Annotated in this window: 22 protein-coding genes, 1 other RNA gene and 3 pseudogenes; 16 read left to right on the top strand and 10 right to left on the bottom strand. The window is 63.5% G+C overall.

The annotated features are described in order from the left end of the window. Positions 1–195 precede the first annotated feature (195 nt). From rho to B2D37_RS16935, 3 genes are all read left to right on the top strand, one after another. Positions 196–1455 carry a transcription termination factor Rho gene (rho, locus tag B2D37_RS16945; protein ID WP_079203789.1) on the top strand — a complete coding sequence of 420 codons (1260 nt, stop codon included), beginning with the start codon at positions 196–198 and terminating at the stop codon, positions 1453–1455. Positions 1456–1585: 130 nt separating this feature from the next. Next, complete coding sequence (gene ubiD / locus B2D37_RS16940) at positions 1586–3052, top strand: 4-hydroxy-3-polyprenylbenzoate decarboxylase (protein WP_079203788.1); 1467 nt, start codon at positions 1586–1588, stop codon at positions 3050–3052. A gap of 100 nt (positions 3053–3152) precedes the next feature. Beyond that, entirely contained in the window at positions 3153–4121 is a 969-nt protein-coding gene (locus tag B2D37_RS16935; protein WP_079203787.1) for a CDP-6-deoxy-delta-3,4-glucoseen reductase, read from the top strand. Positions 4122–4199: 78 nt separating this feature from the next. Here the strand turns inward: B2D37_RS16935 and B2D37_RS16930 are convergent, their stop codons facing one another. Next, positions 4200–5177 carry an NADPH:quinone oxidoreductase family protein gene (locus B2D37_RS16930; RefSeq protein ID WP_079203786.1) on the bottom strand — a complete coding sequence of 326 codons (978 nt, stop codon included), beginning with the start codon at positions 5175–5177 and terminating at the stop codon, positions 4200–4202. A gap of 177 nt (positions 5178–5354) precedes the next feature. Here B2D37_RS16930 and B2D37_RS16925 point away from each other — a divergent pair, with 177 nt between their 5' ends. Next, positions 5355–5768 carry a flagellar basal body-associated protein FliL gene (locus tag B2D37_RS16925; RefSeq protein WP_079203785.1) on the top strand — a complete coding sequence of 138 codons (414 nt, stop codon included), beginning with the start codon at positions 5355–5357 and terminating at the stop codon, positions 5766–5768. Positions 5769–5861: 93 nt separating this feature from the next. Here the strand turns inward: B2D37_RS16925 and B2D37_RS24235 are convergent. The 7 genes and pseudogenes from B2D37_RS24235 to B2D37_RS16895 form a co-directional block, all read right to left on the bottom strand. After that, positions 5862–6296: pseudogene (locus B2D37_RS24235) on the bottom strand (diguanylate cyclase). 67 nt (positions 6297–6363) lie between these two features. Further along, positions 6364–7035: a PAS domain S-box protein gene (locus B2D37_RS24230; RefSeq protein WP_371915406.1), complete on the bottom strand. Its 672-nt coding sequence runs from the start codon at positions 7033–7035 to the stop codon at positions 6364–6366. Between the two features lie 82 nt (positions 7036–7117). Then, positions 7118–7567 carry an EVE domain-containing protein gene (locus B2D37_RS16915; protein WP_079203784.1) on the bottom strand — a complete coding sequence of 150 codons (450 nt, stop codon included), beginning with the start codon at positions 7565–7567 and terminating at the stop codon, positions 7118–7120. 371 nt (positions 7568–7938) lie between these two features. Continuing rightward, positions 7939–8535 carry a 5-formyltetrahydrofolate cyclo-ligase gene (locus B2D37_RS16910; RefSeq protein ID WP_079203783.1) on the bottom strand — a complete coding sequence of 199 codons (597 nt, stop codon included), beginning with the start codon at positions 8533–8535 and terminating at the stop codon, positions 7939–7941. Positions 8536–8584: 49 nt separating this feature from the next. Then, positions 8585–8763: non-coding RNA, 6S RNA (gene ssrS, locus B2D37_RS16905), on the bottom strand. A gap of 33 nt (positions 8764–8796) precedes the next feature. After that, entirely contained in the window at positions 8797–9126 is a 330-nt protein-coding gene (locus B2D37_RS16900; protein WP_079203782.1) for a cell division protein ZapA, read from the bottom strand. Further along, positions 9123–9332 carry a TIGR02449 family protein gene (locus B2D37_RS16895; protein WP_079203781.1) on the bottom strand — a complete coding sequence of 70 codons (210 nt, stop codon included), beginning with the start codon at positions 9330–9332 and terminating at the stop codon, positions 9123–9125. Before B2D37_RS16895 ends, B2D37_RS16900 begins: the two co-directional genes overlap by 4 nt. A 155-nt stretch (positions 9333–9487) precedes the next feature. Here B2D37_RS16895 and B2D37_RS16890 point away from each other — a divergent pair, with 155 nt between their 5' ends. The 12 genes and pseudogenes from B2D37_RS16890 (at position 9488) to B2D37_RS16835 (ending at position 22936) form a co-directional block, all read left to right on the top strand. After that, positions 9488–10042, top strand: a complete 555-nt coding sequence (locus B2D37_RS16890; protein WP_079203780.1) for a YecA family protein — start codon at positions 9488–9490, stop codon at positions 10040–10042. 34 nt (positions 10043–10076) lie between these two features. After that, positions 10077–11411 (top strand): Xaa-Pro aminopeptidase, encoded by a 1335-nt coding sequence (gene pepP / locus B2D37_RS16885; protein WP_079203779.1) that lies wholly within the window; start codon positions 10077–10079, stop codon positions 11409–11411. Between the two features lie 4 nt (positions 11412–11415). Beyond that, positions 11416–12602, top strand: a pseudogene (gene ubiH, locus B2D37_RS16880) (2-octaprenyl-6-methoxyphenyl hydroxylase). 3 nt (positions 12603–12605) lie between these two features. Beyond that, positions 12606–13088 carry a DUF4442 domain-containing protein gene (locus B2D37_RS16875; RefSeq protein WP_079203778.1) on the top strand — a complete coding sequence of 161 codons (483 nt, stop codon included), beginning with the start codon at positions 12606–12608 and terminating at the stop codon, positions 13086–13088. A 9-nt stretch (positions 13089–13097) separates the two neighbouring features. Next, the gene (locus B2D37_RS16870) at positions 13098–14315 is read left to right on the top strand and encodes a 2-octaprenyl-3-methyl-6-methoxy-1,4-benzoquinol hydroxylase (protein WP_079203777.1); all 1218 of its coding nucleotides are present in this window, start codon (positions 13098–13100) and stop codon (positions 14313–14315) included. 201 nt (positions 14316–14516) lie between these two features. After that, positions 14517–15518: an extracellular solute-binding protein gene (locus B2D37_RS16865; RefSeq protein ID WP_079203776.1), complete on the top strand. Its 1002-nt coding sequence runs from the start codon at positions 14517–14519 to the stop codon at positions 15516–15518. A gap of 134 nt (positions 15519–15652) precedes the next feature. Continuing rightward, on the top strand, positions 15653–17269 hold the full coding sequence (locus B2D37_RS16860; RefSeq protein ID WP_079203775.1) for an iron ABC transporter permease: 1617 nt from the start codon (positions 15653–15655) through the stop codon (positions 17267–17269). A 227-nt stretch (positions 17270–17496) separates the two neighbouring features. Beyond that, on the top strand, positions 17497–18594 hold the full coding sequence (gene gcvT, locus B2D37_RS16855) for a glycine cleavage system aminomethyltransferase GcvT (RefSeq protein ID WP_079203774.1): 1098 nt from the start codon (positions 17497–17499) through the stop codon (positions 18592–18594). A gap of 387 nt (positions 18595–18981) precedes the next feature. Continuing rightward, positions 18982–19370, top strand: a pseudogene (gene gcvH, locus B2D37_RS16850) (glycine cleavage system protein GcvH). 241 nt (positions 19371–19611) lie between these two features. Beyond that, the gene (gene mutM / locus B2D37_RS16845; protein WP_079203773.1) at positions 19612–20424 is read left to right on the top strand and encodes a bifunctional DNA-formamidopyrimidine glycosylase/DNA-(apurinic or apyrimidinic site) lyase; all 813 of its coding nucleotides are present in this window, start codon (positions 19612–19614) and stop codon (positions 20422–20424) included. Positions 20425–20722: 298 nt separating this feature from the next. Continuing rightward, entirely contained in the window at positions 20723–21061 is a 339-nt protein-coding gene (locus B2D37_RS16840; protein WP_079203772.1) for a multidrug transporter, read from the top strand. Positions 21062–21082: 21 nt separating this feature from the next. Beyond that, entirely contained in the window at positions 21083–22936 is a 1854-nt protein-coding gene (locus B2D37_RS16835; RefSeq protein WP_079203771.1) for a Na/Pi cotransporter family protein, read from the top strand. Positions 22937–22976: 40 nt separating this feature from the next. On the opposite strand, the gene ggt is transcribed toward B2D37_RS16835, so the two are convergent. Together ggt and B2D37_RS16825 are read right to left on the bottom strand one after the other, a co-directional pair. Then, positions 22977–24686 carry a gamma-glutamyltransferase gene (ggt, locus tag B2D37_RS16830; RefSeq protein ID WP_079203770.1) on the bottom strand — a complete coding sequence of 570 codons (1710 nt, stop codon included), beginning with the start codon at positions 24684–24686 and terminating at the stop codon, positions 22977–22979. Between the two features lie 4 nt (positions 24687–24690). Then, entirely contained in the window at positions 24691–24942 is a 252-nt protein-coding gene (locus tag B2D37_RS16825; RefSeq protein WP_079203769.1) for a YfhL family 4Fe-4S dicluster ferredoxin, read from the bottom strand. Between the last annotated feature and the right edge of the window lie 79 nt (positions 24943–25021).

The following is a 25021-nucleotide window of genomic DNA, read 5'->3' as shown; positions in this document are numbered from 1 at the left end:
GAGTGCTGGACGTGCCGCTAAAACCGGTGTTACATTCGGCCTCGCTGTATTTCCTATGCAGCCCCCTGCAAGCCGTCGCCGACGGATTCCTACGCGAATACCTTCGATACACGCTGGCGATCCAATCGCCTTTTAGCGGCGCGGCCTCCCAAGCTGAATAGCTTATTTCCCCTCCTTCATGATTACGTCATTCCTATGAATCTGACCGAACTCAAGCAAAAGCCGATCACCGAACTGCTGGAACTCGCCGAACAACAGGGCCTGGAAAACATGGCCCGTTCGCGCAAGCAGGACGTGATTTTCTCGCTGTTGAAAAAACACGCTAAAAGCGGTGAGGAAATCTCCGGTGATGGCGTGCTGGAGATTCTCCAGGACGGTTTCGGCTTCCTCCGCTCCGCGGATGCCTCGTATCTCGCCGGCCCCGATGACATTTACGTGTCGCCGAGCCAGATCCGCCGCTTCAACCTGCGTACTGGCGATACCATCGTCGGCAAGATCCGCCCGCCGAAAGAAGGCGAGCGTTACTTCGCGCTGCTCAAGGTCGATACGATCAACTACGATCGCCCAGAGAACGCCAAGAACAAGATTCTGTTCGAGAACCTGACGCCGTTGTTCCCCACCAAGCGTCTGATCATGGAAGCCGGCAACGGCTCCACCGAGGACATCACCGGCCGGGTGATCGACCTCTGCGCGCCGATCGGCAAGGGCCAGCGCGGCCTGATCGTGGCGCCGCCGAAAGCCGGCAAGACCATCATGCTGCAGAACATCGCGGCGAACATCGCGCGCAACAATCCTGAGTGCCACCTGATCGTCTTGCTGATCGACGAGCGCCCGGAAGAAGTGACCGAAATGCAGCGCACCGTGCGCGGCGAAGTGGTCGCTTCCACCTTCGACGAGCCGCCAACCCGCCACGTGCAGGTTGCCGAGATGGTGATCGAGAAGGCCAAGCGCCTGGTCGAACACAAGAAAGATGTGGTCATCCTGCTCGACTCCATCACCCGTCTGGCGCGCGCCTACAACACCGTGATCCCGAGCTCCGGCAAGGTCCTCACCGGTGGTGTCGACGCCCACGCCCTGGAGAAGCCAAAGCGTTTCTTCGGCGCGGCGCGTAACATCGAGGAAGGCGGCTCGCTGACCATCATCGCCACCGCGCTGGTGGAAACCGGCTCGAAGATGGACGAGGTGATCTACGAGGAATTCAAAGGCACTGGCAACATGGAGCTGCCGTTGGATCGTCGTATCGCCGAGAAGCGCGTGTTCCCGGCGATCAACATCAACCGCTCGGGCACCCGCCGCGAAGAGTTGCTGACCGCCGAAGACGAATTGCAGCGCATGTGGATCCTGCGCAAGCTGCTGCACCCGATGGACGAAGTCGCCGCCATCGAGTTCCTCATCGACAAGCTGAAAGCGACCAAGACCAACGAAGAGTTCTTCCTGTCGATGCGTCGCAAGTAAGTCGCGCGAGTCTCGCAGAGGCCGGGGAAACCCGGCTTTTGTGTGTCTGCGCACTGCCAATCCTTCTGAATAACCCAGTTCGGCGCTAAACTTTGCGCCCCGACTGGTATGCCCGACACGAGGCTCCTGCATGCAGTATCGCGACCTGCGCGACTTTATCCGCGGACTGGAACAGCGCGGCGAACTCAAACGCATCCAGACGCCGGTTTCTCCCGTGCTGGAAATGACCGAAATCTGCGACCGCACCCTGCGCAAGGGCGGCCCGGCGCTGCTGTTCGAAAACCCCACGGGCTTCGACATGCCGGTACTCGGCAATCTGTTCGGCACGCCCAAGCGGGTGGCGCTGGGCATGGGCGCGGAAGAGGTCAGCGAGTTGCGCGAGATTGGCAAGTTGCTGGCGTTCCTGAAAGAACCCGAGCCGCCGAAAGGCCTGAAAGACGCCTGGTCGAAGCTGCCGATCTTCAGGAAGGTGCTGGCCATGGCGCCCAAGGTGCTGAAAGACGCGCCCTGCCAGGAAGTGATCGAGGAGGGCGACGACGTCGACCTCGGCAAGTTGCCGGTGCAGACCTGCTGGCCGGGCGATGTCGGTCCGCTGATCACCTGGGGCCTGACCATCACCAAGGGGCCGAACAAGGAACGGCAGAACCTCGGCATTTATCGCCAGCAGGTGATCGGCCGCAACAAGCTGATCATGCGCTGGCTCAGCCATCGCGGCGGTGCTCTGGATTTCCGTGACTGGTGCGAGAAGTACCCGGATCGGCCTTATCCGGTGGCCGTGGCCCTGGGCGCCGATCCGGCGACCATCCTCGGTGCGGTTACCCCGGTGCCGGATAGTCTGTCCGAATACGCCTTCGCCGGTTTGCTGCGCGGCCACCGCACCGAGTTGGTGAAGTGCCGGGGCAGTGAGTTGCAGGTGCCGGCCAGCGCCGAGATCGTCCTCGAAGGGGTGATTCATCCCGGCGAGATGGCCGATGAAGGTCCCTATGGCGACCACACCGGCTACTACAACGAGGTGGACCGCTTCCCGGTGTTCACCGTCGAGCGCATCACCCGCCGGCAGAAGCCGATCTACCACAGCACCTATACCGGCCGGCCGCCGGATGAACCGGCGATTCTCGGGGTGGCGCTGAACGAGGTGTTCGTGCCGATCCTGCAGAAGCAGTTCCCGGAAATCACCGACTTCTACCTGCCGCCCGAAGGTTGCTCGTACCGCATGGCGGTGGTGACCATCAAGAAACAGTACCCCGGCCACGCCAAGCGGGTAATGCTTGGCGTCTGGTCGTTTTTGCGACAGTTCATGTACACCAAGTTCGTCATAGTCACCGACGACGACATCAATGCGCGCGACTGGAATGATGTGATCTGGGCCATCACCACGCGCATGGATCCCAAGCGCGATACCGTGTTGATCGAAAACACCCCGATCGATTACCTGGATTTCGCCTCGCCGATCTCCGGCCTGGGTAGCAAAATGGGTCTGGACGCCACCCACAAATGGCCGGGTGAAACCAGCCGCGAATGGGGTCGGGCGATCGTTCAGGATGAGGCGGTCAAGCGCCGGGTCGACGATCTTTGGGCTCAGTTGGGGATCGACTGATGCGCCATGGCTGGATATCTGTGCGGCTGCGGCCGCGCTTACTGCAATGCGTGCGCAACCCGGGCCAGGCCGCGGGTGTGTGCTTTGGATTGAAAACGCTATGAAAGTTACCCTGCAACCCTCAGGTGCCGTACTCGAAGTCGAACGTGGCGAGCGCATTCTCGATGCGGCGCGCCGGCTCGGTTACGACTGCCCGCAGAGCTGTCGCAATGGCAACTGTCATATTTGTGCGGCCCTGTTGGTCAACGGTCGGGTGCGTCAGGCAGGCCAAACCCTTGAGCATGGCGAGGTGTTCGCCTGCCTGGCCGAGCCCGAGCAGGAGTGTGTGCTGCTCTGGGATGGCGTGCTGGCCCCAGGCGAACTGCCGGTGCGCGAGTTGAACTGCCAACTGATCGAATGCCACGACGCCGGTGGCGACGTGTTCCGGGTGCGCCTGCGTGCACCGGCCGGCAAGTTGCCGCGTTATCACGCCGGCCAGTATCTGCTGCTGCAGCGGGCGGAGGGCGAGTACGCCGCCTTTTCCCTGGCGTCGGCGCCGCAGTCCGGGCGTGAGCTGGAGTTGCATATTCTGGCGCGTGACCCGTCCAGTATCGCGGTCATCGAGCACCTGCGCACACAGGGCTTCGCCCGGATACAAGCACCGTTTGGCGACACCCATCTGGCCGAGTTGCCGGACGGTCCGTTGGTGTTGATCGCCGCCGGTACCGGCATGGCGCAGATGCGCAGCCTGATCGAGCACTGCCGCGCGGCCGGCTTCCCCCATCCCGTACACCTGTACTGGGGCGCGCGGCGGCCGGAAGATTTCTATGAGCTGCCCTGCTGGGTCGAGTGGCAGTCGTTACCGAACCTGTTTCTGCACCAGGTGGTCAGCGATCAGTGCGGCTGGCAGGGCCGTTGCGGGCTGTTGCACGAGGCGGTGCGCGAGGACTTCGCCGATCTCAAGCCATTGCATGTGTATGCCAGTGGCTCGCCGACCATGGTCTACGCGACCCTGGACGCGCTGGTCGAAGCCGGCATGGATGCCCGGCAGATGCGCGCCGACGTGTTCGCCTACGCGCCGCGTGCGTAGGGTGGCGCGCGCTTCACCGACCCCCCCCGTCAGGCTCGGTAGGGTGGATGAAAGAAAGAGCGTCATCCACCCTAAGGCTCAGCGTACCTGCACCACCACCTTGCCGACTGCCTTGCGCTGGCCGAGGGTGTCGATCGCTTGGGCGGCCTGCTCCAGCGGGAAGGTTTGCGAGACCAGCGGCTTGAGCTTGCCTTCGGCATGCCAGGCAAACAGCTGTTGGAAGTTGGCGGCGTTGTCCTGCGGCTGGCGCTGGGCGAAAGAGCCCCAGAACACCCCAACCACGGCGGCACCCTTGAGCAGGGCCAGGTTGACCGGCAGTTCGGGGATGCGCCCGCTGGCGAAGCCGACCACCAGCAGGCGGCCATTCCAGGCGATGCTGCGGATGGCCAGGTCGAACAGGTCGCCACCCACCGGATCGTAAATCACGTCGGCACCCTTGCCGCCGGTCAGGCGCTTGATTTCATCTTTCAGGTTGTTGTCGCTGTAGTTGATCAGTTCGTCGGCGCCAGCGGCCTTGGCCACGGCCAGCTTCTCTGCGCTGCTCGCCGCGGCAATCACCTTGGCGCCCATGGCCTTGCCGATTTCCACCGCCGCCAGACCGACGCCACCGGAGGCGCCGAGTACCAGCAGGGTTTCTCCCGGTTGCAGGTTGGCGCGTTGCTTGAGCGCGTACATCGAGGTGCCATAGGTCATGCCGAAGGCGGCGGCGCTGCTGAAGTCCATGTTCGGCGGGATCGGCATGACGTTGTAGCCCGCAACTGCGACCTGTTCGGCAAAGCTACCCCAGCCGGTCAGGGCCATCACCCGGTCGCCGACTTGCAGGTGACTGACCTTCCCGCCCACCGCCGCCACCACACCCGCGGCTTCGCCACCGGGGGAGAAGGGGAAGGGCGGCTTGAACTGGTATTTGCCCTCGATGATCAGGGTGTCGGGGAAGTTGACCCCGGCCGCGTGCACGTCGAGCAGGATTTCGTTGTTCTTCGCTTCGGGGCTGGCGATTTCTTCCAGTACCAGGGTTTCGGCGGGGCCGAAGGCTTTGCACAGCATGGCTTTCATCGGGCTTTTCCTCTGCGGATGATGGTTTTGCAGTGTAGAGGCGAGGGCCGTTCGGTCAACGAGCATGGTCGTGTCTGATGGCGCGGCATAAGTATGCGGGCTATTTCACGCGCGCCAGGGCTTGGGCTGCGGCCCAGCTATGGCTATGCTAGGCGGCCCTGTGGAGGAATACCCCCTGTGAAAGTCTGGATAGCACTGTTGTTGGCCCTGTCCCTGCCCGTGATGGCATTTGCCAAGGAAGCGGAGAAAGAGCCGGAAGAGGGCGCACCGCCGGCGGTTGCCTATGTCAGCCTGGTGCCGGCATTGGTGGGTAATTTCGGTGCAGGGCCCAAGCTCAAGTTTTTCAAGGCGGATATCGCGCTGCGGGTCAGCGGCGCTGCAGCCGAGACCAAGGTCAAACACCACGAGCCGCTGATTCGCAATCAGCTGGTGATGCTGTTTTCCCAGCAAACCGAGGCGAGCATCGGGGTGGCCGGCGGCAAAGAGGTGCTGCGTCAGGAAGCGCTCAAGCAGGTGCAGGATGTGCTCAATCAGGAAGAAGGCCAGCCCCTGGTGGACGACCTGTTGTTCAACAACCTGATCATCCAGTAACGCCAGCGCTCAAGGCGACAAAGTGGCCGCAGGTTTACGGCTGAAGGGGCATGAGGGATAGGCTGTGTTGGTCTCGCGGACCGACACCTTCCCTCACGTCTCGTCCTGCCAGACGCAGATGCGGTTGCGTCCCTCGTGCTTGGCGCGGTAAAGCGGCTGGTCGCAGTGTGCTGGCAGCAGCTCCGGCGACTCGCCGTTGCCTGGTTCGACAACCGCCAGGCCAATGCTCAGGGGCAGGCGCTCCAGCGGGTTGGCCGGGTGGGCGAGGTTCAGCGCTTCGAGTCGTCGTTGTACCCGTTAGGCGACATGCATGCCGCCCTCCAGTCCGGTATCGGCGAGGATGATGGCGAATTCCTCGCCGCCTTAGCGGCAGGCGCTGACGGTCTCGCGCTGCAGGCTCGTGTGCAGGATCTCGGAAACCTGGCGTAGTGCATCATCGCCAGCCAGATGGCCGAGTTGGTCGTTGTAGCTCTTGAAGTAATCGATATCCAGCATCAGCAGGGTCAGCGAGGCGCCCTGGCGGCGCAAGCGGCGCCACTCGCTGTTAAGTTCACTGTCGAAAAAAACGTCGGTTGTACAGGCCGGTCAAGCCGTCCTACTGCGACAGGCGTTGCAGCTGCGCTTCGAGTTGCAGGCGTTGGCTGTTGTCGCGAGTTACTCCAGTCAGGTATTCGTGATCGTTAATCCGAACCAGTTGTACGCTGATCTCCGCGGCCTGTTCGCTGCCGTCGCGTCTGCGCATCTTCTGCTGGAAGATGCTCGTCAGCTTATCGTGCTGGGCTTGGCGTACGCCCTCCAGCCAGTCGTGATCGCCCGGCAGCAGGTGTTCCGGATCCTGCTTGAGCCGTTTGCGGAACGCTTCTGCGCTGTAGCCCAGGCTGCTGTAGGTGGCCTGGTTCATATGCAGGATGTCGCGGTTCTGGTGGGCCGGGGTCAGGCGAAATTGCTGCGCCGCTTCGTTGCCCTGCAGGGGCTCGATCCAGCGCATCGCCAGGTCGGCACCGAGCCACTGGATCGCCTGGTAGCCCTTGACGCGCTCGAGTGAGAAGCGGCTGTCGAGCAGCCATTCATCCAGCGGTATGCGCCCGCGGTAATCCCACTGCAGGGCGATGCGGCGCAGGCCGGCGACCTGATCGTGCAGGTTGGCTTCCAGTTGCCGGGCAAGGTTGTGCGCCTGGTAGTCGACGCGTTCGGCGACACGCTCCTGCTGGGCGGTCAGCCGCCGCTGCCAGAGCAGCAGGCTGACCAGGCCCAGGCCCAGGAGCACTGCTGCCAGCGCCGCATGGGCTGGATCCGCGATGAGTCGTTGCTGTCATCGCGCAGCGCCGGTTCCCTGCGCCAGGGTTCGCTCAGCGCCGCGCGAGGATTGCCGCCCATTGTTCGGCACTGACCGGCATCACCGACAGACGGCTACCTCTGTGTACCAGGGGCAGTTCCAACAAGGCGCTTTGCGCCTTCAGTTCGGCCAGTGGAATGAGCCGGCTGAAGATTTCGACAAAGGTCACGTCGACCGCGCTCCAGGGATTTTTCTCACTACTGGCCTTGGCGTCGAAGTAATGGCTGTGCGGGTCCAGCGCCGTCGGGTCGGCATAGGCGAGGCTGCTGATGCGGGCGATACCGGCGATGCCCGGTTCGGGGCAGCTGGAGTGATAAAAGAACAGCTGCTCGCCAATCTGCATGCTGCGCAAAAAATTTCGTGCCTGATAATTGCGTACGCCATCCCAGCGGGCTTGGCCGAGGCGCTGCAGGTCGTGGATCGACAGTTCGTCAGGTTCCGATTTCATCAGCCAATTAGGCATGAACTTTGCTCCGTAAAGTCGGTCCTTGCTGCGAGCTGATGGTCGTGCGCGCAGCTGGCGACCGTTTGGCGCCAGAAATTGCTTGGTTGTGGCAGTAGGCAGACAATGCCGGCCATTGCGCCAGACACTTAGAGCGACCGATAAAAATAAAGCCGCCGGTCCACCGTGCGCAGCATGCCTCGAAGGGGGAGGCATCCAATGAAACGTAAACCAGATCTTTTGTGGGTATTAGTCGTCCTGTTCAGCCTGGGCGTGGTTACTACGGGTTACACCCAGAGCCAATGGGAGCGCCAGGGTGATGTGCCCGTGAGTGTCACCCAACAACCTTGATCCGCCATGCGCCGCAGGGATCGCGGTGCCATCAACGTCGCTCAGTACCACGCCTTATCCGTCACCGTCGCCTTGAGCGGCACATCCCAGCTGGCCAGCGCCAGCCGATCTACCTGCTGACATTCATGCGCCAGGCCCAATAAGGTCGGCTTGTGCCATTTTTTGCGCACTGCGCGATACGCCAGGCTGCGATCGTAAAAGCCGCCGCCCATGCCGATGCGTCCGCCGTGGCGGTCGAAGCCGACCAGCGGTAGCAACACCAGATCCAGTGCCCATACCTTGCGTTGCTGCGCGCGATTGTGGCGGGGCTCGGGGATGCGGAAACGATTGGGTTTCAGGGTTTCGTGCGGACGCACGCGCTGAAACACCATTTTGCTGCGCGGCCAGGCGTTGAGTACCGGCAGGTAGGTGGCTTTGCCTCGGCGTTGAGCGGCGCGTAACAGCGGTCTGGGGTCGATTTCGCCATCGTTGGGCAGGTACAGGGCGATGTGTCTGGCGCGCCGAAACAACGGGTGTTGCACCAGCTGCCGATACAGTTGACGGGCGGCTCGGTGTTGCGCTTGAGGGCTGAGGGCGCGGCGTTTTTGCCGCAGTAGGCGGCGTAATTTCGGGCGGGACAGGTCGACTGAATCGAGCATGATCAGGCGAGGCACCTGTGGCCGGCAGAGGGCCGCAGGTGTGAAAGAAAGACTCCCCGACGTGCCGCTGTCGGCTTAGCCCTTGAACCCGAAAGTTCAAGGTGGAGGTTGCAGGAGGCGTTAAGGCTTTCCGTCAGGCGGACATGCACACCGGCCCCAACATGCAACCCCCGGGTTTGTGCGTATCGGCTCAGGGACATCACCAACTGGCGCACACTCCAGGGAGCAGCGGCAAGTATACCTGAAACCACTGCGCCGTAATTAGCGAGCTTGGCCATTGTCATCGTCATCATTGGCCAGGGCATGGTCGACGCGTGCGAGCAGGTCGCGCACATGGTCGCGGGTCGAGGTCGTTTGCTGGCCCAAGTTGTCCAGGTCGTCCTGCTGGTGCAGCAGATCGTGGGTGATGTTCAGTGCGGCCATCACCGCGATGCGGTCGGCGCCGATGACTTTGCCGCTGCTGCGGATCTCACGCATCTTGCCGTCCAGGTAGCGCGCGGCGCTTTCCAGGTTGGCGTGTTCGCCCGGCGGGCAGGCGATGCAATATTCTTTGTCGAGAATATGGACGGTAACGGTATTCGACTGGGTCATGAGTCCTGCTCCAGGGCTTTGAGGCGCGAAATCATGGATTCGACCTTGTGTCGGGCCATTTCGTTCTTTTCGATTAGATGGGAGCGTTCCTCGCGCCAGGCCTGTTCATGTGCCAGGAGAACCCGGTTGCGGGCCTTGAGCTGCTCGACGCGCTGGATCAGTTGGTCCAGCTTGGTCGTGAGGGCGTGCAGGTCGACGTCTTCCATGGGGTCTCGCTAAGGCAAGGATTAACCGGACTATATAGGCTTGTACCTGAACGAGGTCAAACCTGCGCCGGCCTTGGATGGTCTTGGCGCGTCTGCCGGTGCTAGGATACGAGGCCTTCATTCTAGTGATTGCGCCGCTTGGCGCCTAGTGATCTATGCCGACTTCAAGTTCTCCTTATACCGCTTTCGCCGCGCTGCTCGCCAACAGCGGTCATCCCGTTTCCCCGGCCGAGTTGCATGGCCTGCTGCTGGGTCGCAGCTGTGCCGGCGCCGGCTTCGATATCGACGCCTGGCTGGTGGATGCCGCCGAGCTGCTCGGCGCTGCCCCGCAAGATAACGTGCGCCAGGCGCTGCTTGGCTTGCAGGAGATGGTCAAGGGCGAGCTGTGCGGTGACGAGGTCACGGTGGTGCTGCTCTTGCCGTCCGACGACGCGCCGCTGGGCGAGCGTGCCGCGGCCATTGGCCAGTGGTGCCAGGGTTTTCTCGGCGGCTTCGGCCTGACCGCACGTGAGAGCGCCCTGAGCGCCGAGGCAATGGAGGTGCTGCAGGACCTCTCGGCCATTGCCCAGGTGCAGAACGCCCTGGAAGAGTCGGAGGATGGCGAGAACGACTACATGGAAGTGATGGAATACCTGCGGGTGGCCCCGCTGTTGCTGTTCAGTGAATGCACCAAGCCTGTAGCCGCGGCCGCCAAACCGTCGCTGCACTGATTTTTTACGCATTAGAAATGGATCCAACCTGCCCATGATCAGCATCCCCAAGTCGGAATACGTCCGTCGACGCAAGGCGTTGATGGCGCAGATGGAACCCAACAGCATCGCCATTCTGCCGGCGGCGCCGGTGTATATCCGTAACCGCGACGTCGAGCACGTCTACCGCCAGGACAGCGACTTCCAGTACCTCTCGGGCTTTCCCGAGCCGGAGGCGGTGATCGCGCTGATTCCCGGCCGCGCACATGGCGAATACGTGCTGTTTTGCCGCGAGCGCTCTCCCGAGCGCGAGCTGTGGGATGGCCTGCGCGCCGGTCAGGACGGTGCGATCAGCCACTATGGCGCCGACGATGCCTTCCCGATTGGCGACATCGACGACATTCTTCCCGGTCTGATCGAAGGCCGCGAGCGCGTGTACTACGCCATGGGTACCAACCAGGAGTTCGACCGCCACCTGATGGAGTGGATCAACGTGATCCGCTCCAAGGCGCGTCAAGGTGCGCAGCCGCCCAACGAGTTCGTCGCCCTCGACCACCTGCTGCACGACATGCGCCTGTACAAATCGAGCAACGAGGTCAAGGTGATGAAGGAGGCCGCGCAGATTTCCGCGCGCGGCCATGTGCGCGCCATGCAGGCCAGCCGTGCCGGCCTGCATGAGTTCCACCTGGAAGCCGAACTGGACTACGAATTCCGCAAGGGTGGGGCGAAGATGCCGGCCTACGGTTCGATCGTCGCGGCCGGCAAGAATGCCTGCATCCTGCACTACCACGAGAACGATGCGCCGCTCAAAGACGGTGACCTGGTGCTGATCGACGCCGGTTGCGAGATCGACTGCTATGCCAGCGACATCACCCGCTGCTTTCCGGTCAACGGCAGGTTTTCGCCCGAGCAGAAGGCCATCTACGAGTTGGTGCTGGCCGCCAACGAAGAGGCGTTCAAGCATATCGGCCCCGGCAAGCACTGGAACGAAGCCCATGAAGCCACGGTGCGGGTGATCACTGCCGGCCTGGTCGAGCTGGGTTTGCTGCACGGCGAGGTCGACGAACTGATCGCCGCCGAGGCCTACAAACCCTTCTACATGCACCGTGCCGGCCACTGGCTGGGCATGGATGTGCACGATGTCGGCGACTACAAGATCGGTGGCGAGTGGCGGGTGCTGGAAGTCGGCATGGCCATGACCGTCGAGCCGGGCATCTACATCGCCGTGAATAACACCAGTGTGGCGAAGAAATGGCGCGGCATCGGTGTGCGCATCGAAGATGACGTGGTGGTGACCAAGAACGGTTGCGAGGTGCTTAGCCTTGGCGTGCCGAAAACCGTCGCCGAGATCGAGGCGCTGATGGCCGCCGCACCCACAGTGGCGGCCTGAATCCATGCAGCGAGTCGATCTGGCAATCATCGGCGGCGGCCTGGTCGGCGCCAGCCTGGCCCTGGCCCTGCAGGGCGAGGCCAAGGCGCGCGGCTGGCGCATCAGCCTGATCGAACCTTTTGCGCCGGGCGCAGGCTATCAGCCGAGCTACGATGCGCGATCTACCGCGCTGTCCTACGGCACGCGGCTGATCTACCAGCGCTTTGGCTTGTGGCAGGCCATCAGTGAGCGCGCCGAACCGATACTGCAGATCCACGTCTCCGATCGCGGCCGCTTTGCCGCGGCGCGCCTGCGCGCCAAGGACGAGGGCGTGCCGGCGCTGGGCTATGTGGTGGAAAACGCCTGGTTGGGCCAGTGCCTGTGGCAGGCCCTGGATCAGCAGGTGGTCAGTTGGCGCACTCCGGCGCAGGTGACTCGCCTGGATGCGCTGGAGAAGGGTTATCGACTGACCCTGGATGATGAGTCCAGCCTGGAGTGCGATCTGGCGATTCTGGCCGATGGTGGCCGCTCCGGCTTGCGCGAGCAGTTGGGCATAGGCGTCAGCCACAGGCCCTACGGCCAGAGTGCGCTGATTGCCAATATCAGTCCGCAGGACGATCACCAGGGCAGGCCTTCGAGCGCTTCACCGCAGACGGGCCGATGGCCATGTTGCCGCTGGCGGACAAGCGCTGTGCGCTGGTCTGGACTCGCTCAACGGCAGACGCCGAACGCTTGCTGCGGCTGGATGAGGCAGGCTTTCTCGAGGAATTGCAGCAGGCCTTCGGTTATCGTCTCGGCGCCTTGCGCCAGGTCGGTGCGCGGCATCTGTACCTGCTGGCGCTGACCGCGGCCGAAGAGCAGGTGCGCTCCCATCTGGTGGTGCTCGGCAATGCCGCGCACAGCCTGCATCCGATTGCCGGGCAGGGCTATAACCTGTCCCTGCGCGATACCCTGGCGTTGGCCGAGACGCTTCAGGCCAGCAGTGCGCCGCTGGGCGATCTGGCCACCTTGCAGGGTTATCTGCAACGGCAGCGGGTCGACCAGCAATTGACCGTGGGTTTTTCCGATCAGGTCACTCGCCTGTTCAGCAGTGGCGAGCCGCTGCTGGCCGCCGGGCGCGGCCTGGGCCTGCTGGGCCTGGATCTGCTGCCACCGGCCAAACGCTGGTTCGCTCGCCAGGCCATGGGCCTGGGCACCCGTATGGAGCGCTAGGCAATGACGGCTCGCCGTTTGGCGCGCAAGGCGCGCATGCTGCGCTGGGCGATGAATATCTATCCGCCCTACCTGGGCGCCGGGGTGTGGGTGCGGCATATCAGTGCGGACTTCCGTCAGGTGCAGGTCAAGATGGGCCTGAGCTGGTACAACCGTAATTATGTGGGCACCCAGTTCGGCGGCAGTCTGTATTCGATGACCGATCCGTTTTTCATGCTGATGCTGATGGAGAACCTCGGGCGCGACTATATCGTCTGGGACAAGGCCGCCCACATTGACTTCATCGCGCCGGGCAAGGGCCCGGTGTATGCAGACTTCAGCGTCGGCGCCGAGCTGTTGCAAGACATCCGTGCGCAGACCGCCGCCGGCGAAAAATACCTGCCCGAGCTGCAGGTCGAGGTGCGTGACGGCGCCGGAACCCTGGTGGCGCGGGTGCATAAAACCTTGTACGTACGGCTCAAGCCCCGTGCCCGACAGGCAGTTTAAGGAATCAACATGCGTGCGGATCTAATCATCGTGGGTGCCGGTATGGTCGGCAGCGCCCTGGCGTTGGCCCTGCAAGAGCAGGGCTTGGACATTCTCCTGATCGACGGCGGGCCGCTCAGCGTCAAGCCGTTCGATCCTGCCGCTCCCTTCGAACCGCGGGTCAGTGCGCTGTCGATCGCCAGTCAACGGGTGCTCGAGCGTCTTGGCGTGTGGCAGGGCGTCGCCGCGCGCCGCAGCAGTCCCTATGCCGAGATGCAGGTGTGGGACGGTTCCGGTACCGGGCAGATTCATTTCAGTGCGGCCAGCGTGCATGCCGAGACGCTCGGTCATATCGTCGAGAATCGTGTGGTCCAGGACGCCTTGCTCGAGCGTTTGCACGAGGGCAATGTCGGCCTGCTGAACAATGCCCGCCTGGAGCAGTTGCGCCGTTCCGGCGACGACTGGCTGCTGACCCTGACCGATGGCCGCCAGTTGCGTACGCCCTTGCTGATCGCCGCCGATGGCGCCAACTCGGCGGTGCGCCGCCTGGCCGGTTGCGCCACTCGTGAGTGGGATTACCTGCACCATGCCATCGTCACCAGTGTGCGCTGTGCCCAGCCGCACCAGGCCACGGCCTGGCAGCGCTTCACCGACGACGGTCCGCTGGCCTTTCTACCCTTGGCTTCAACGCCAGGCGAGCACTGGTGTTCGATCGTCTGGTCGGCCACCCCGAGTGAAGCCGAGCGCCTGATGGCGCTGGACGACGCCGGTTTCTGTGTCGCGCTGGGCAAGGCCTTCGAACATCGCCTGGGCGAGGTGTTGCACGCCGATCCGCGGCTGTGCATCCCGTTGCGCCAGCGCCATGCCAAGCGCTACGTCGAAGATGGGCTGGCGCTGATCGGCGATGCCGCGCACAGCATCCATCCGCTGGCTGGGCAAGGCGTCAACCTGGGCTTTCTCGACGCTGCAGTGCTGGCCGAGGTGCTGCTGCATGCCCTGGCGCGTGGTGAGCGTCTGGCCGATGAGCGCGTGCTAAGCCGCTACGAGCGTCGGCGCATGCCGCATAACCTGGCGATGATGGCGGCGATGGAGGGCTTCGAGCGGCTGTTCCAGGCCGATCCATTACCGCTGCGCTGGCTGCGCAACGCCGGCCTCAACTGGGTCGACGAATTGCCCGAGGCCAAGGCGCTGTTCGTCCGCCAGGCGCTGGGCCTCAGCGGCGATCTGCCGGAACTGGCGCGCGCCTGAAGCCGTCGCAACACCTTCCCTGTGTCACCCGTCACTGCGCCTGCAAAAGGCGTGGCGCACGGTGTTGCGGATTAAAAGGTTGGCGAAGATTGACCTAGGTCATGGCGGATTACGTCTGCGGGGCGAACAATGGTTGAGAAACGAAATGACATTCACTATTATTTAATCTTTCGACTCACCTTCGCTCAAGAGGCAGGATTCATGCAGGTAAGTAAGCGTTTGTTTGCCGCTCTCACCCTCACTGCGCTGGCCGGCGCCGTCCAGGCTGCCGATGAAGTGGTGGTCTACTCCGCCCGTATCGACGAGCTGATCAAGCCAGTCTTCGACGCCTATACCGCCAAGACCGGTGTAGCGGTGAAGTTCATCACCGACAAGGAAGCGCCGCTGCTGGCTCGCCTGAAGGCCGAAGGCGAGAACACCCCGGCCGACATGCTGATCACCGTGGATGCGGGCAACCTCTGGCAGGCCGAGCAGGAGGGCGTCCTGAAGAAGCTCGATTCCCAGGTGATCGCGAGCAATATCCCTGCTCAGTATCGCTCCAGCACCGGCGCCTGGACCGGCCTGTCGCTGCGTGCGCGGACCCTCGTCTACTCCACCGAGCGGGTCAAGCCGCAGGAACTGTCGACCTACGAAGCCCTGGCCGACAAGAACTGGGAAGGCCGTCTGTGCCTGCGTACCAGCAAAAAAGTCTATAACCAGTCACTGACGGCCACCCTGATCGAGACCCACGGCGCCGAAAAAGCCGAGACGATCATCAAGGGCTGGGTCAGCAATCTGGCGACCGATGTATTCGCGGACGATACCGCATTGATCCAGGCGATCGACGCTGGCCAGTGTGATGTCGGCATCGTCAACACCTATTACTTCGGCCGCCTGCACAAGCAGCAGCCGGACTTGAAGGCCAAGCTGTTCTGGCCTAACCAGGCCGACCGCGGTGTGCATGTCAACCTGTCCGGTGCCGGTGTCACCTTGCACGCACCGCACCCCGAGGCCGCACTGAAGCTGCTGGAGTGGATGACCACCGAGGACGCCCAGGGCCTGTTTGCCAGCCTGAACCAGGAGTTCCCGGCCAACCCGCAGATCGCGCCGTCCGCTGAAGTGGCTGCCTGGGGCAACTTCAAGGCCGACAGCATCCCTCTGGAAGTGGCCGGCAGGCGTCAGGCCGAAGCGACCATGCTGATGGATCGCGCCGGCTGGAACTGATCCAGGTCAGTGTCTGAGCGGCAACGGCAGAATCGCTTCGGTTTCCTGCTTTAGGCTGCAGTTATACTCCACGCCCCGGCTTAGTCCGGGGCGTTGTGTTTATGCCGTCGAGAAAATAGTTTCGAGGATTGTGCGTGGCCCTTCCTGCCCAGCGTCGCTGGTATCCCATCGCTTTTGCCGTTGCCCTGCTGGTCTTGCTGCCGCTGAGTGTGCTGCTGTTCAGCTGGCATGAGGTGGATCGGCAAATCTGGGCGCACCTGTGGCAAACCCAACTGCCGCGCCTGATCGGCAACACCCTGATGCTGGTGCTCGGTGTCGGGATCGGGGTCACTGTGCTCGGCGTCAGCCTGGCCTGGCTGACCAGCCTCTGCGAATTCCCTGGGCGGCGTTGGCTGGATTGGGCGCTGATGTTGCCCTTCGCCATTCCTGCCTATGTCCTGGCTTTTGTCTTCGTCGGTCTGCTGGATTTCGCCGGGCCGGTGCAAACCTTGTTGCGCGACTGGTTTGGCGCTGGCCTGCGTCTGCCGCGGGTGCGCTCCACCGGCGGGGTGATCATCGTCCTGGTGCTGGTGTTCTACCCCTATGTCTACCTATTGGCGCGTAATGCTTTTCTGGCTCAGGGCAAAGGCCTGATGGAAGCGGCAAGGGTGCTCGGGCAGAGCCCCTGGCAGGCGTTCTGGCGGGTGGCTCTGCCAATGGCGCGACCGGCCATCGGTGCGGGCCTGGCGTTGGCGATCATGGAGACTCTGGCCGATTTCGGCGCCGTATCGGTGTTCAATTTCGATACCTTCACCACGGCCATCTACAAGACCTGGTACAGCTTCTACAGCCTGACCAGTGCCACCCAACTGGCCAGCCTGCTGTTGCTCGCGGTGATGCTGGTGCTCTATGGCGAGCGCCGCGCTCGCGGTGCCGTGCGTCCGGCCAACGAGCGGCCCCGGGTCAAGGCGCTCTATCACCTCAAGGGTGGCCAGGCACTGGCCGCCAGCGTTTGGTGCGGCCTGGTGTTCGCCTGTGGTTTCGTCATTCCCGTGCTGCAGTTGCTGGTGTGGTTCTGGCAGCGCGGCCGTTTCGATCTGGACGAGCGCTACACCGCCTTGATTCTGCACACCGTCTACCTCGGCGGCATGGCCGCGTTGATCACGGTCACTGTGGCCTTGCTGCTGGCTTTTGCCCGGCGTATGGCACCGACTCGCTTGATGCGCTCGACCGTGAGCCTGGCCAATCTCGGCTATGCGTTGCCGGGGTCGATGCTGGCGGTGGCAATCATGCTGGCCTTCAGCTTCCTCGATCGCGAACTGGTGATTCCGCTGTCCAGTTGGCTCGGCGGCGCGGGCAAGCCGATCCTGCTCGGCAGCCTGTCAGCCTTGTTGCTGGCGTATCTAATTCGCTTCATTGCGGTGGCCTACGGGCCGCTGGAGAACAGCCTGGCGCGGATCCGGCCATCGTTGCCGGAAGCCTCGCGCAGCTTGGGGGTCGGCGGCATCGGCCTGTTCTTCCGGGTCTACCTGCCGCTGCTGGTGCCGGGGGCGATGTCGGCGGCGCTGCTGGTGTTCGTCGATGTGCTCAAGGAAATGCCCGCGACCTTGCTGATGCGCCCCTTCGGCTGGGGCACCTTGTCGGTGCGGGTGTTCGAGATGACCAGCGAGGGCGAATGGGCCCGTGCCGCGCTGCCGGCCCTGACCCTGGTGCTGGTCGGTCTGCTGCCGGTGATCCTGCTGATCCGCCGTTCGGCGCGGCGGATCAGCTAGGGGGCGGACCGGGACGCCGGCCGCTCATGAGCGCAGCGAACAGTCCACCGTTCGGCCGCGGAGAGTACGGCCAACGGCCAAGATGACCCGCGGCGGTCTTGCGGCTACAATGCGCGCCATTCGCTGCGGAGCGTCATTGCGATAGCCCGGGCCAGCGCCCTGTTGCAAAGGGCTCAGCCGGGTTCAGCACTTGCCCGCAGCTCTGCCAAGCCCGGAAGGAGACACCCATGGGACAGCGCACCCCTCTGTATGACCTGCACCTCGCCTTGGGTGCCAAGCTGGTCGATTTCGGTGGCTGGGATATGCCGCTGCACTATGGCTCGCAAGTCGAGGAACATCACCAGGTGCGTCGCGATTGTGGGGTCTTCGACGTTTCCCACATGTGCGTGATCGATGTCGGCGGCAGTCAGGCCAAGGCCTATCTGCAGCACCTGCTGGCCAATGACGTGGAGCGTCTGCACCTCTCCGGCAAGGCCCTGTACAGCGCCATGCTCAACGAGCAAGGTGGGGTGATTGACGACCTGATCGTCTACCTCACCGACTCCGCCGAGGGGCAGAGCGGCTATCGTCTGGTGGTCAATGCCGCTACCCGCGACAAGGATCTAGCCTGGATGCGTCAGCAGAGTGGCGCCTTCGCCGTCGAACTGCATGAGCGCAGCGAACTGGCCATGCTCGCGATCCAGGGCCCGCATGCCCGCGCCAAGACCTGCGAGCTGGTGACCCAGGCCCGCGCCGCGCTGATCCACGAACTCACGCCGTTCCAGGGCCTGGCGGAAGGCGACTGGTTTATCGCCCGCACCGGCTACACCGGCGAGGATGGTCTGGAGATCATGTTGCCGGCCGATCAGGCCGTGGAATTCTTTAATGACCTGGTCGGCGCCGGCATATCGCCGATCGGCCTGGGCGCACGCGATACCTTGCGCCTGGAGGCCGGGATGAACCTGTACGGCCAGGACATGGACGAGAACGTTACGCCGCTGGCGGCCAACATGGCCTGGAGCATCGCCTGGGTACCGGCCGGGCGTCAATTTGTCGGGCGCAAGGTGCTAGAAGAGCTGAAAAATACGGGTGTCCAGTCCAAGCTGGTCGGCCTGGTGCTGGAGGAGCGTGGTGTGCTGCGCGCCCATCAGGTGGTACGGGTTGAAGGCCTGGGCGAGGGTGAAATCACCAGCGGCAGCTTCTCCCCGACCCTCGGTAAGTCCATCGCCCTGGCGCGCGTACCGACCGCCACTGGCGAGCGCGCCGAGGTGGAAATTCGCGGGAAATGGTATCCGGTCAGGGTGATCAAACCGATGTTTGTCCGCCATGGCAAGGCCCTGATCTGAACGCGACTGCAGGCTGCGTCAAGCCTGTAACCTAGATGGAACTGGGAATGCCGTCACCCGCTGGGTGCGGCTGTGTGCGCTATGTTGCAATGACTTGATTTCGCTAAGAGGGTGTTTACAAATTACTGCGCTTGACCATGCCGCGTTGAAATCAGCCTCGAGTGCGAGCCCAGTCAAAATGCTCATGTACTCCTCGTACATTCCGCTTTTGACTCGCTTCGCTCGCCCTACGGGCCAGCCTGCGGCTGTTACTCCGCTGCGCTGCGTTTCGGTTGATTTCGCCTTGCCAGGTCATCGCGCGCTACTTTTGTAAGCCCCCTCTAAGGCCAACCCCTGCTAAATTCTCCTGACGGCGCGGTCGCCGTCATGTCTTACGAGGAACGACACATGAGCACTATTCCCGCCGATCTGCGTTACGCCACCAGCCACGAATGGGCCCGTCTGGAAGCCGATGGTACGGTCACCATCGGTATCTCCGATCACGCCCAGGAAGCCTTGGGCGACGTGGTCTTCATCGAGCTGCCGGAAGTCGGCAAGACCCTGACTGCCGGGCAGGAGGCCGGGGTGGTGGAGTCGGTCAAAGCCGCATCCGATATCTACACGCCGGTGGGCGGCGAAGTGATCGCGATCAACCAGGATCTGGCCGACAGCCCGAGAGCGTCAACAGCGATCCCTATGCCAGCTGGTTCTTCAAGCTCAAGCCAAGCGATGCCAGCGAGCTGGACAAACTGCTGGATGCGGCCGCCTACAAGGCGACTGCCGACAGCGACGCCTGATCGGCTCGCGCCAAACCGGCCCGTCGGGCTGGTTTGCGCACATGGAGCGGTGTTTTGTCCCGGCGGATAGAGCCTCGCGATGTCGAGACTTGGTCATTTTCATGCGTCCTCGACCCGCTTAGTGATGCCCGCCAGGCGTTCGTTGCCGGACTGTTCGCCGGCATCGCCAACGCCTGGGTCGGGGCGGTTTCCTGCTAAGGTAGACGCCCGCCATCCAGTGTGTCTGCTCGATTGATTGCCCATGCCTGAACTGCCTGAAGTCGAAACCACCCGCCGCGGTATCGCTCCCTTTCTCGAAGGTCAGCGGGTTACCCAAGTGATTGTGCGCGAGCGTCGTTTGCGCTGGCCGATCCCGGAAGACCTGGATGTGCGCTTGTCAGGGCAGCGCATCGAGTGTGTCGAGCGACGGGCCAAATACTTGTTGATCAAGGCCGAGACCGGCAGTTTGATCAGCCACCTGGGCATGTCCGGCAGCCTGCGCCTGGTTGAGTGTGGCCTGCCGGCGGCCAAGCATGAGCATGTGGACATCGAGTTGGAGTCCGGTCTGGCGCTGCGTTACACCGATCCGCGGCGGTTTGGAGCGCTGCTCTGGAGCACTGATCCCTTGCATCACGTGCTGCTCAGCAAACTCGGTCCGGAACCGCTGACCGAGTCGTTCGACGGCGAGCGCTTGTATCAGCAATCGCGTGGTCGTTCGATGGCGGTCAAGCCCTTCATCATGGACAACGCCGTGGTGGTCGGGGTCGGTAATATCTATGCGAGCGAAGCGTTATTCGCCGCCGGTATCGATCCGCGCCGCGAAGCCGGTTCGATTTCCCGGGCGCGCTATATGGCCCTGGGCGCGCAGATCAAGCGCATCCTCGTCCATGCCATCGAGCGCGGTGGCACCACCTTGCGGGACTTCGTCGGTGGCGACGGTCAGCCGGGTTATTTTCAGCAGGAGTTGTTCGTCTATGGGCGCGGCGGCGAATTTTGCAAAATTTGCGGCACGACCCTGCGTGAACTCAAACTGGGGCAGCGCGCCAGTGTCTATTGCCCACGCTGCCAGCGTTGAGCGGTTGTGAAAAAACGCTCGCCTACTGCGGCCGCCTCCAAACGACCGCAGCGGCGTTGCGCGACGTGAAAAGCAGGGTCATTTAGCTCATTAAACGCCCCTGCTTTTCATGCATCGCGCCTTGCCGCGAACGCCTGGAGACGGCCTCGCGACGGCGCTCGATATTTTCACAACCGCTGAGCGGTTGTGAAAAAACTCGCGAACGCTTTTCATGCGATTGACGGGCGTCACGCTGACAATTTCAAGAGCACTGTTATAGTTACTGGCACTGCCTCCTAATAGCTGAAGGATCGCCCCGATGAAACTGTTTCCCTCAACCGCTGTTGTCCTGGCGCTGACCGCTGGCTTGCTGGCGCTGCCGGCACAGGCGGAAGTGGTGCAAAACGCCAGTGGCGATCCGCTCTACACTGCCGAGGCGCCAGACGCCTTCTCGATGGTGGCGGATCTGTTGATTGCTCGTCCCTTGCTAATCGCTGCCACCGTGATCGGTGCCGGTGTATTTGTCGTGGCGCTGCCGTTCGCCGCTACCGGTGGTGGTATTGGTGATGCCGGCCGGGCCCTGGTGGTCGAGCCGGGCAAGGCGGCCTTCGTGCGCTGCCTGGGGTGCACCGGGGATGGCTACAACAAGCGCCAGTGATTGCGCTTGAACGCACACTGAATGCCTGACGCCGGCCGCGGCCTGCTTCTGCGATTACGGTCGTTTAGCTGGATTTTCCTGTTTGCCCTGCTGGCCCTGAGCTTCTGGTTCAGTGCCGGCTGGCTTGGCCTGTGCGCCGGCCTGGCGCTGTTCCTGTTCGGCATGCAGTGCCTCGAGGAGGGGCTGCGCCAGCTGGCCGGCGGAAAACTGGAGCGCCTGCTGGCGCTGAGCACTGCCACGCCCTTCAAAAGCCTGATGTTCGGCGTGAGCGCCACCATGCTGGTGCAGTCCAGTTCGCTGGTGTCGCTGCTGACCATCGCCTTCCTCAGTACCGGCCTGATCCAATTGGCGGCGGGAATCGCCATCCTGTTTGGTGCCAACCTGGGCACCACCAGCGGTATCTGGCTGCTGGCCCTGGCTGGGCAGAACGTCAGTCTCGGCCCCCTGGCGTTGCCTCTACTGGTGTTTGGCGTGCTCGGCAGTTTCACTGGTCCGCGAGGGCCTGCTGTCGGCCGGGTGGTGTTGGGCGTGGCGTTCCTGTTTCTTGGCATCGACCAGATGAAGGCCGGCTTCTCCAGCGTGGCCGGCGACTTCGACCCCCTGCAGTACCAGCTTCCCGGTATTGCCGGCCATCTGCTGTTTACTGGCGCAGGCTTGCTGATCACGGTATTGCTGCAGTCCAGCCATGCCACCCTGATGCTCACCCTGACGGCTCTGGCCGGGGGCCAGTTGGCGTTGGAGCAGGGCTTGGCAATCGCCATCGGCTCAAACCTGGGCAGTACGGTAACGGCGGTGATCGGCGCCCTCGGTGGCTCCCGCGCCGGGCAGCGCTTGGCCTTGGCGCATGTGCTGTTCAATCTGACCAGCGGTGCCCTGGCACTGGCTCTGCTGGTGCCGTTGGCGATCTTGGTGCAGTGGCTGACGGCGCCGCTGGGCCTTGGCGGCAACCTGCTGATTCAGCTGGCGCTGTTCCATACCCTGTTCAATGCCATGGGCGTGAGCCTGTTCTGGCCGTGGCAGGGTGCGCTGGCGGGCCTGCTGGAACGCTGGCTGCCGGACCACGAAGAACCCCAGGTGCTGATCACCGAACTGGCCGAGCCGGCGACTGAGCGGACGCGCGCGCGTTATCTCGACGACAGTGCCCTGGCCAGTGCCGACAGCGCGGCTCAAGCGGTGGTGCTGGAGTTGCAGCACCTGGCCCGTCTCAGCCTGGAGGTGATTTGCCACGCGCTCTATGTGCCGGTGGATCAGCTCGAGCGTAGCCGCCAGGACGAACGCCTGCTGAGCGCCCGCCCCGATCCCCGCGCGCTGGATGCCGAGCAGCTCTACCAGCGGCATATCAAGGGTGTGTACAGCGACTTGCTGAGTTTCATGAGTCGCCTGGAAGTCAGCCTCGATGAGGCGCATCAGCACTTCTGGGTCAGCTGCCAGCTGGCGGCGCTGCAACTGGTGGACGCGGTGAAAGATGCCAAGCACTTGCAGAAGAATCTCGGCTGCTACTTGCGCCAAGCTGACAGCAGCACCCGCCAGAGCTATGTCGAGTTGCGTCGACATCTGCTCGGCGTGCTTCACGAGGTACGCGAGCTGGGTCGGCTCGAGTTGCCCGATACGCTCTTGGACGAGCGCCTGCGGCAGTTCGACGAAGGGGCGGCAGCCTTCGACAGTGGCTTTCGCCAGCGCCTGTTCGCCGCCGTGCGCGAGCGTCGGCTGGATGGCCAGCAGGCCAGTTCGCTGATGAATGATCTGGGCTATGTCAGCCGTATCACCCAGAGCCTGCGCAACGTGCTGCTGCTCGGGCAGGGCGAGGGAAACGAGCTGTTCCGCCCGTTGCGCCAACTGGTGGCCGAGGATGGCCCGTTGATCCAGCTGGATTGAGGTATGAGTGGCCAGCGCTGCAAGGCTTGCTCGACGCTAGCTACCGCCGTGGCGGCGTAACCACTGCGCTGATGCCTACGCCGCGGGGGTCGCTGGCGGCTTGGACCCGTTTGCCCGACTTGTCCCAGAACAGCACCTGCTGGTTGCCGTAACTGCGCTCCAGGGCCTTGAGTTGATGGCCGCGGGCGCGCAGGGCGGCGATCTGCGCCGGGCTGAAGGTGTTCGGTTCGTGCTCGATCAGATCCGGGCGATATTGATGGTGATAGCGGGCGACGCCCGGCCAGCGGGTAATCGGCTGGCCGTCGAGGTACTCGAGCATCGCCAGCAGCACCATGCTCGGGATGCGGCTGCCGCCAGGGGTGCCGAAGCTGGCGAACTCGCTGGGGCTTTCGATAAAGCTCGGACTCATGCTCGACAGCGGGCGCTTGCCGGCGGCGATGGCGTTGGCCGGGCTGCCGACCAGGCCGTAGGCGTTGGCGCCCTGGACATCGGCGGCGAAGTCGTCCATCTCGTCGTTGAGCAGCACGCCGGTGCCGGGCGCAATGAAGGCGGCGCCAAACGGCAGGTTGATCGACAAGGTGGCGGCCACTGCATTGCCGTCGGCATCGAGCACCGAGAAATGGGTGGTGTGGTCGCCTTCGTGCCAGCCAACAGCAGGTGGCAGGCTGTCGCTGGGCGTGGCTTTATCTGGATCGATGCTGCCAGCCAGTTGGTTTATATAGCTCGGCGCGAGCAACTGCTCTTGCGGGTTGGCGACAAAGTCCGGGTCGCCGAGCAGGCCGCGATCGCGGTAGGCACGGCGCAGCGTTTCGACGACAAAATGCGTGCGTTGCACCGGTTCGGCCTGGCGCCAGGGCAGTTGTTGCAAAATCAGCAGGCTTTGCGCCAGGGCCAGGCCACCCGCCGAAGGTGGCGGCGCACTGATCAGCTCGCGACCATCAGCCAGGGGCACGCGCAGGGGGTGGCGTTCGACGATCCGGTACTCGGCCAGGTCGCGCAACGACCAGATGCCGCCGGCAGCGCGCACGCCACTGACCAGCTTCTCGGCGATATCTCCGGCGTAGAAGCCGGCATGGCCGTCGCGGGCCAGGCGTTCCAGGGTCGTGGCCAGCTCCGGTTGGCGCAGCAGGGAGAACTCTGCGGGGATTTCGCGTTCATCGTCGAGGAAAATCCGCGCGCTTTGCGGGTCGTCGCGCAGGGCGGCCAAGCGCCAGCTCGCCCGCTCGCGGTAGACCCTGTCGATGCTGATGCCGTCGCGGGCCAGGCGAATTGCCGGGGCCAGCGAGTCGCGTAGCGGCAGCCGGCCGAAGCGTTCAGCCAGCAGTACCAATGCGGCGGGCAGTCCGGGAATAGCGGCGGCCAGCGGGCCGTTGAGCGATAGCGGCTTCTGTACCTCGCCGTCACGCCGGTAGAGGTCGACGTGGGCGGCCAGAGGCGCGCGCTCGCGGGCATCGAGAAAACGATAGGTGGGCTGTGCGCCGGCTTCACGCAGCAGAAAGAAACCGCCGCCACCCAGGCCCGAGCTGTAAGGCTCGGCCACGGCCAGGGCAGCGCTGATGGCGACCGCCGCATCGAAGGCATTGCCGCCCAGGGCCAGGGTTTCCTGGCCGGCGACGGTGGCGGCGGGGTGGGCGCTGGCGATGGCCGCGCGTCCGGGTTGTTCGGCTGCCTGCAAGCCCAGGGCGAGCAGCAGCAACAGCGAGCTGGCGAACAGGCGCCAGGGCAGCGCGCCGCGATTCAGGCGGTGCATGGCGTCACGCCTTGCCAGTAATGATCAGGTACTTCTCCATCAGCTCGTCCTTGCTCTCGACGTGATGCTCGTCGAGCGGGATGCAATCGACGGGGCAGACTTGCTGGCACTGCGGCTCGTCGTAGTGGCCGACGCATTCGGTGCACAGGTTGGGGTCGATCACGTAGATCTCCTCACCCTGGGAGATCGCGCCGTTCGGGCATTCTGGCTCGCAGACGTCGCAGTTGATGCAGTCGTCGGTGATGATCAGGGACATGGAATTAAAGCTCCTGTCGCAGCCTTCGGCGACGACATTCTCAAACAACAATAGGCAGACAACGATGGCGAATTGTGCC

This window comes from Pseudomonas sp. CC6-YY-74 (genome assembly GCF_002025205.1).
Classification (GTDB): Bacteria; Pseudomonadota; Gammaproteobacteria; order Pseudomonadales; family Pseudomonadaceae; genus Aquipseudomonas; species Aquipseudomonas paeninsulae.
The sequence above is the reverse complement of the archived record's forward strand: the minus strand, read 5'-3'. Positions and strand labels throughout refer to the sequence as shown.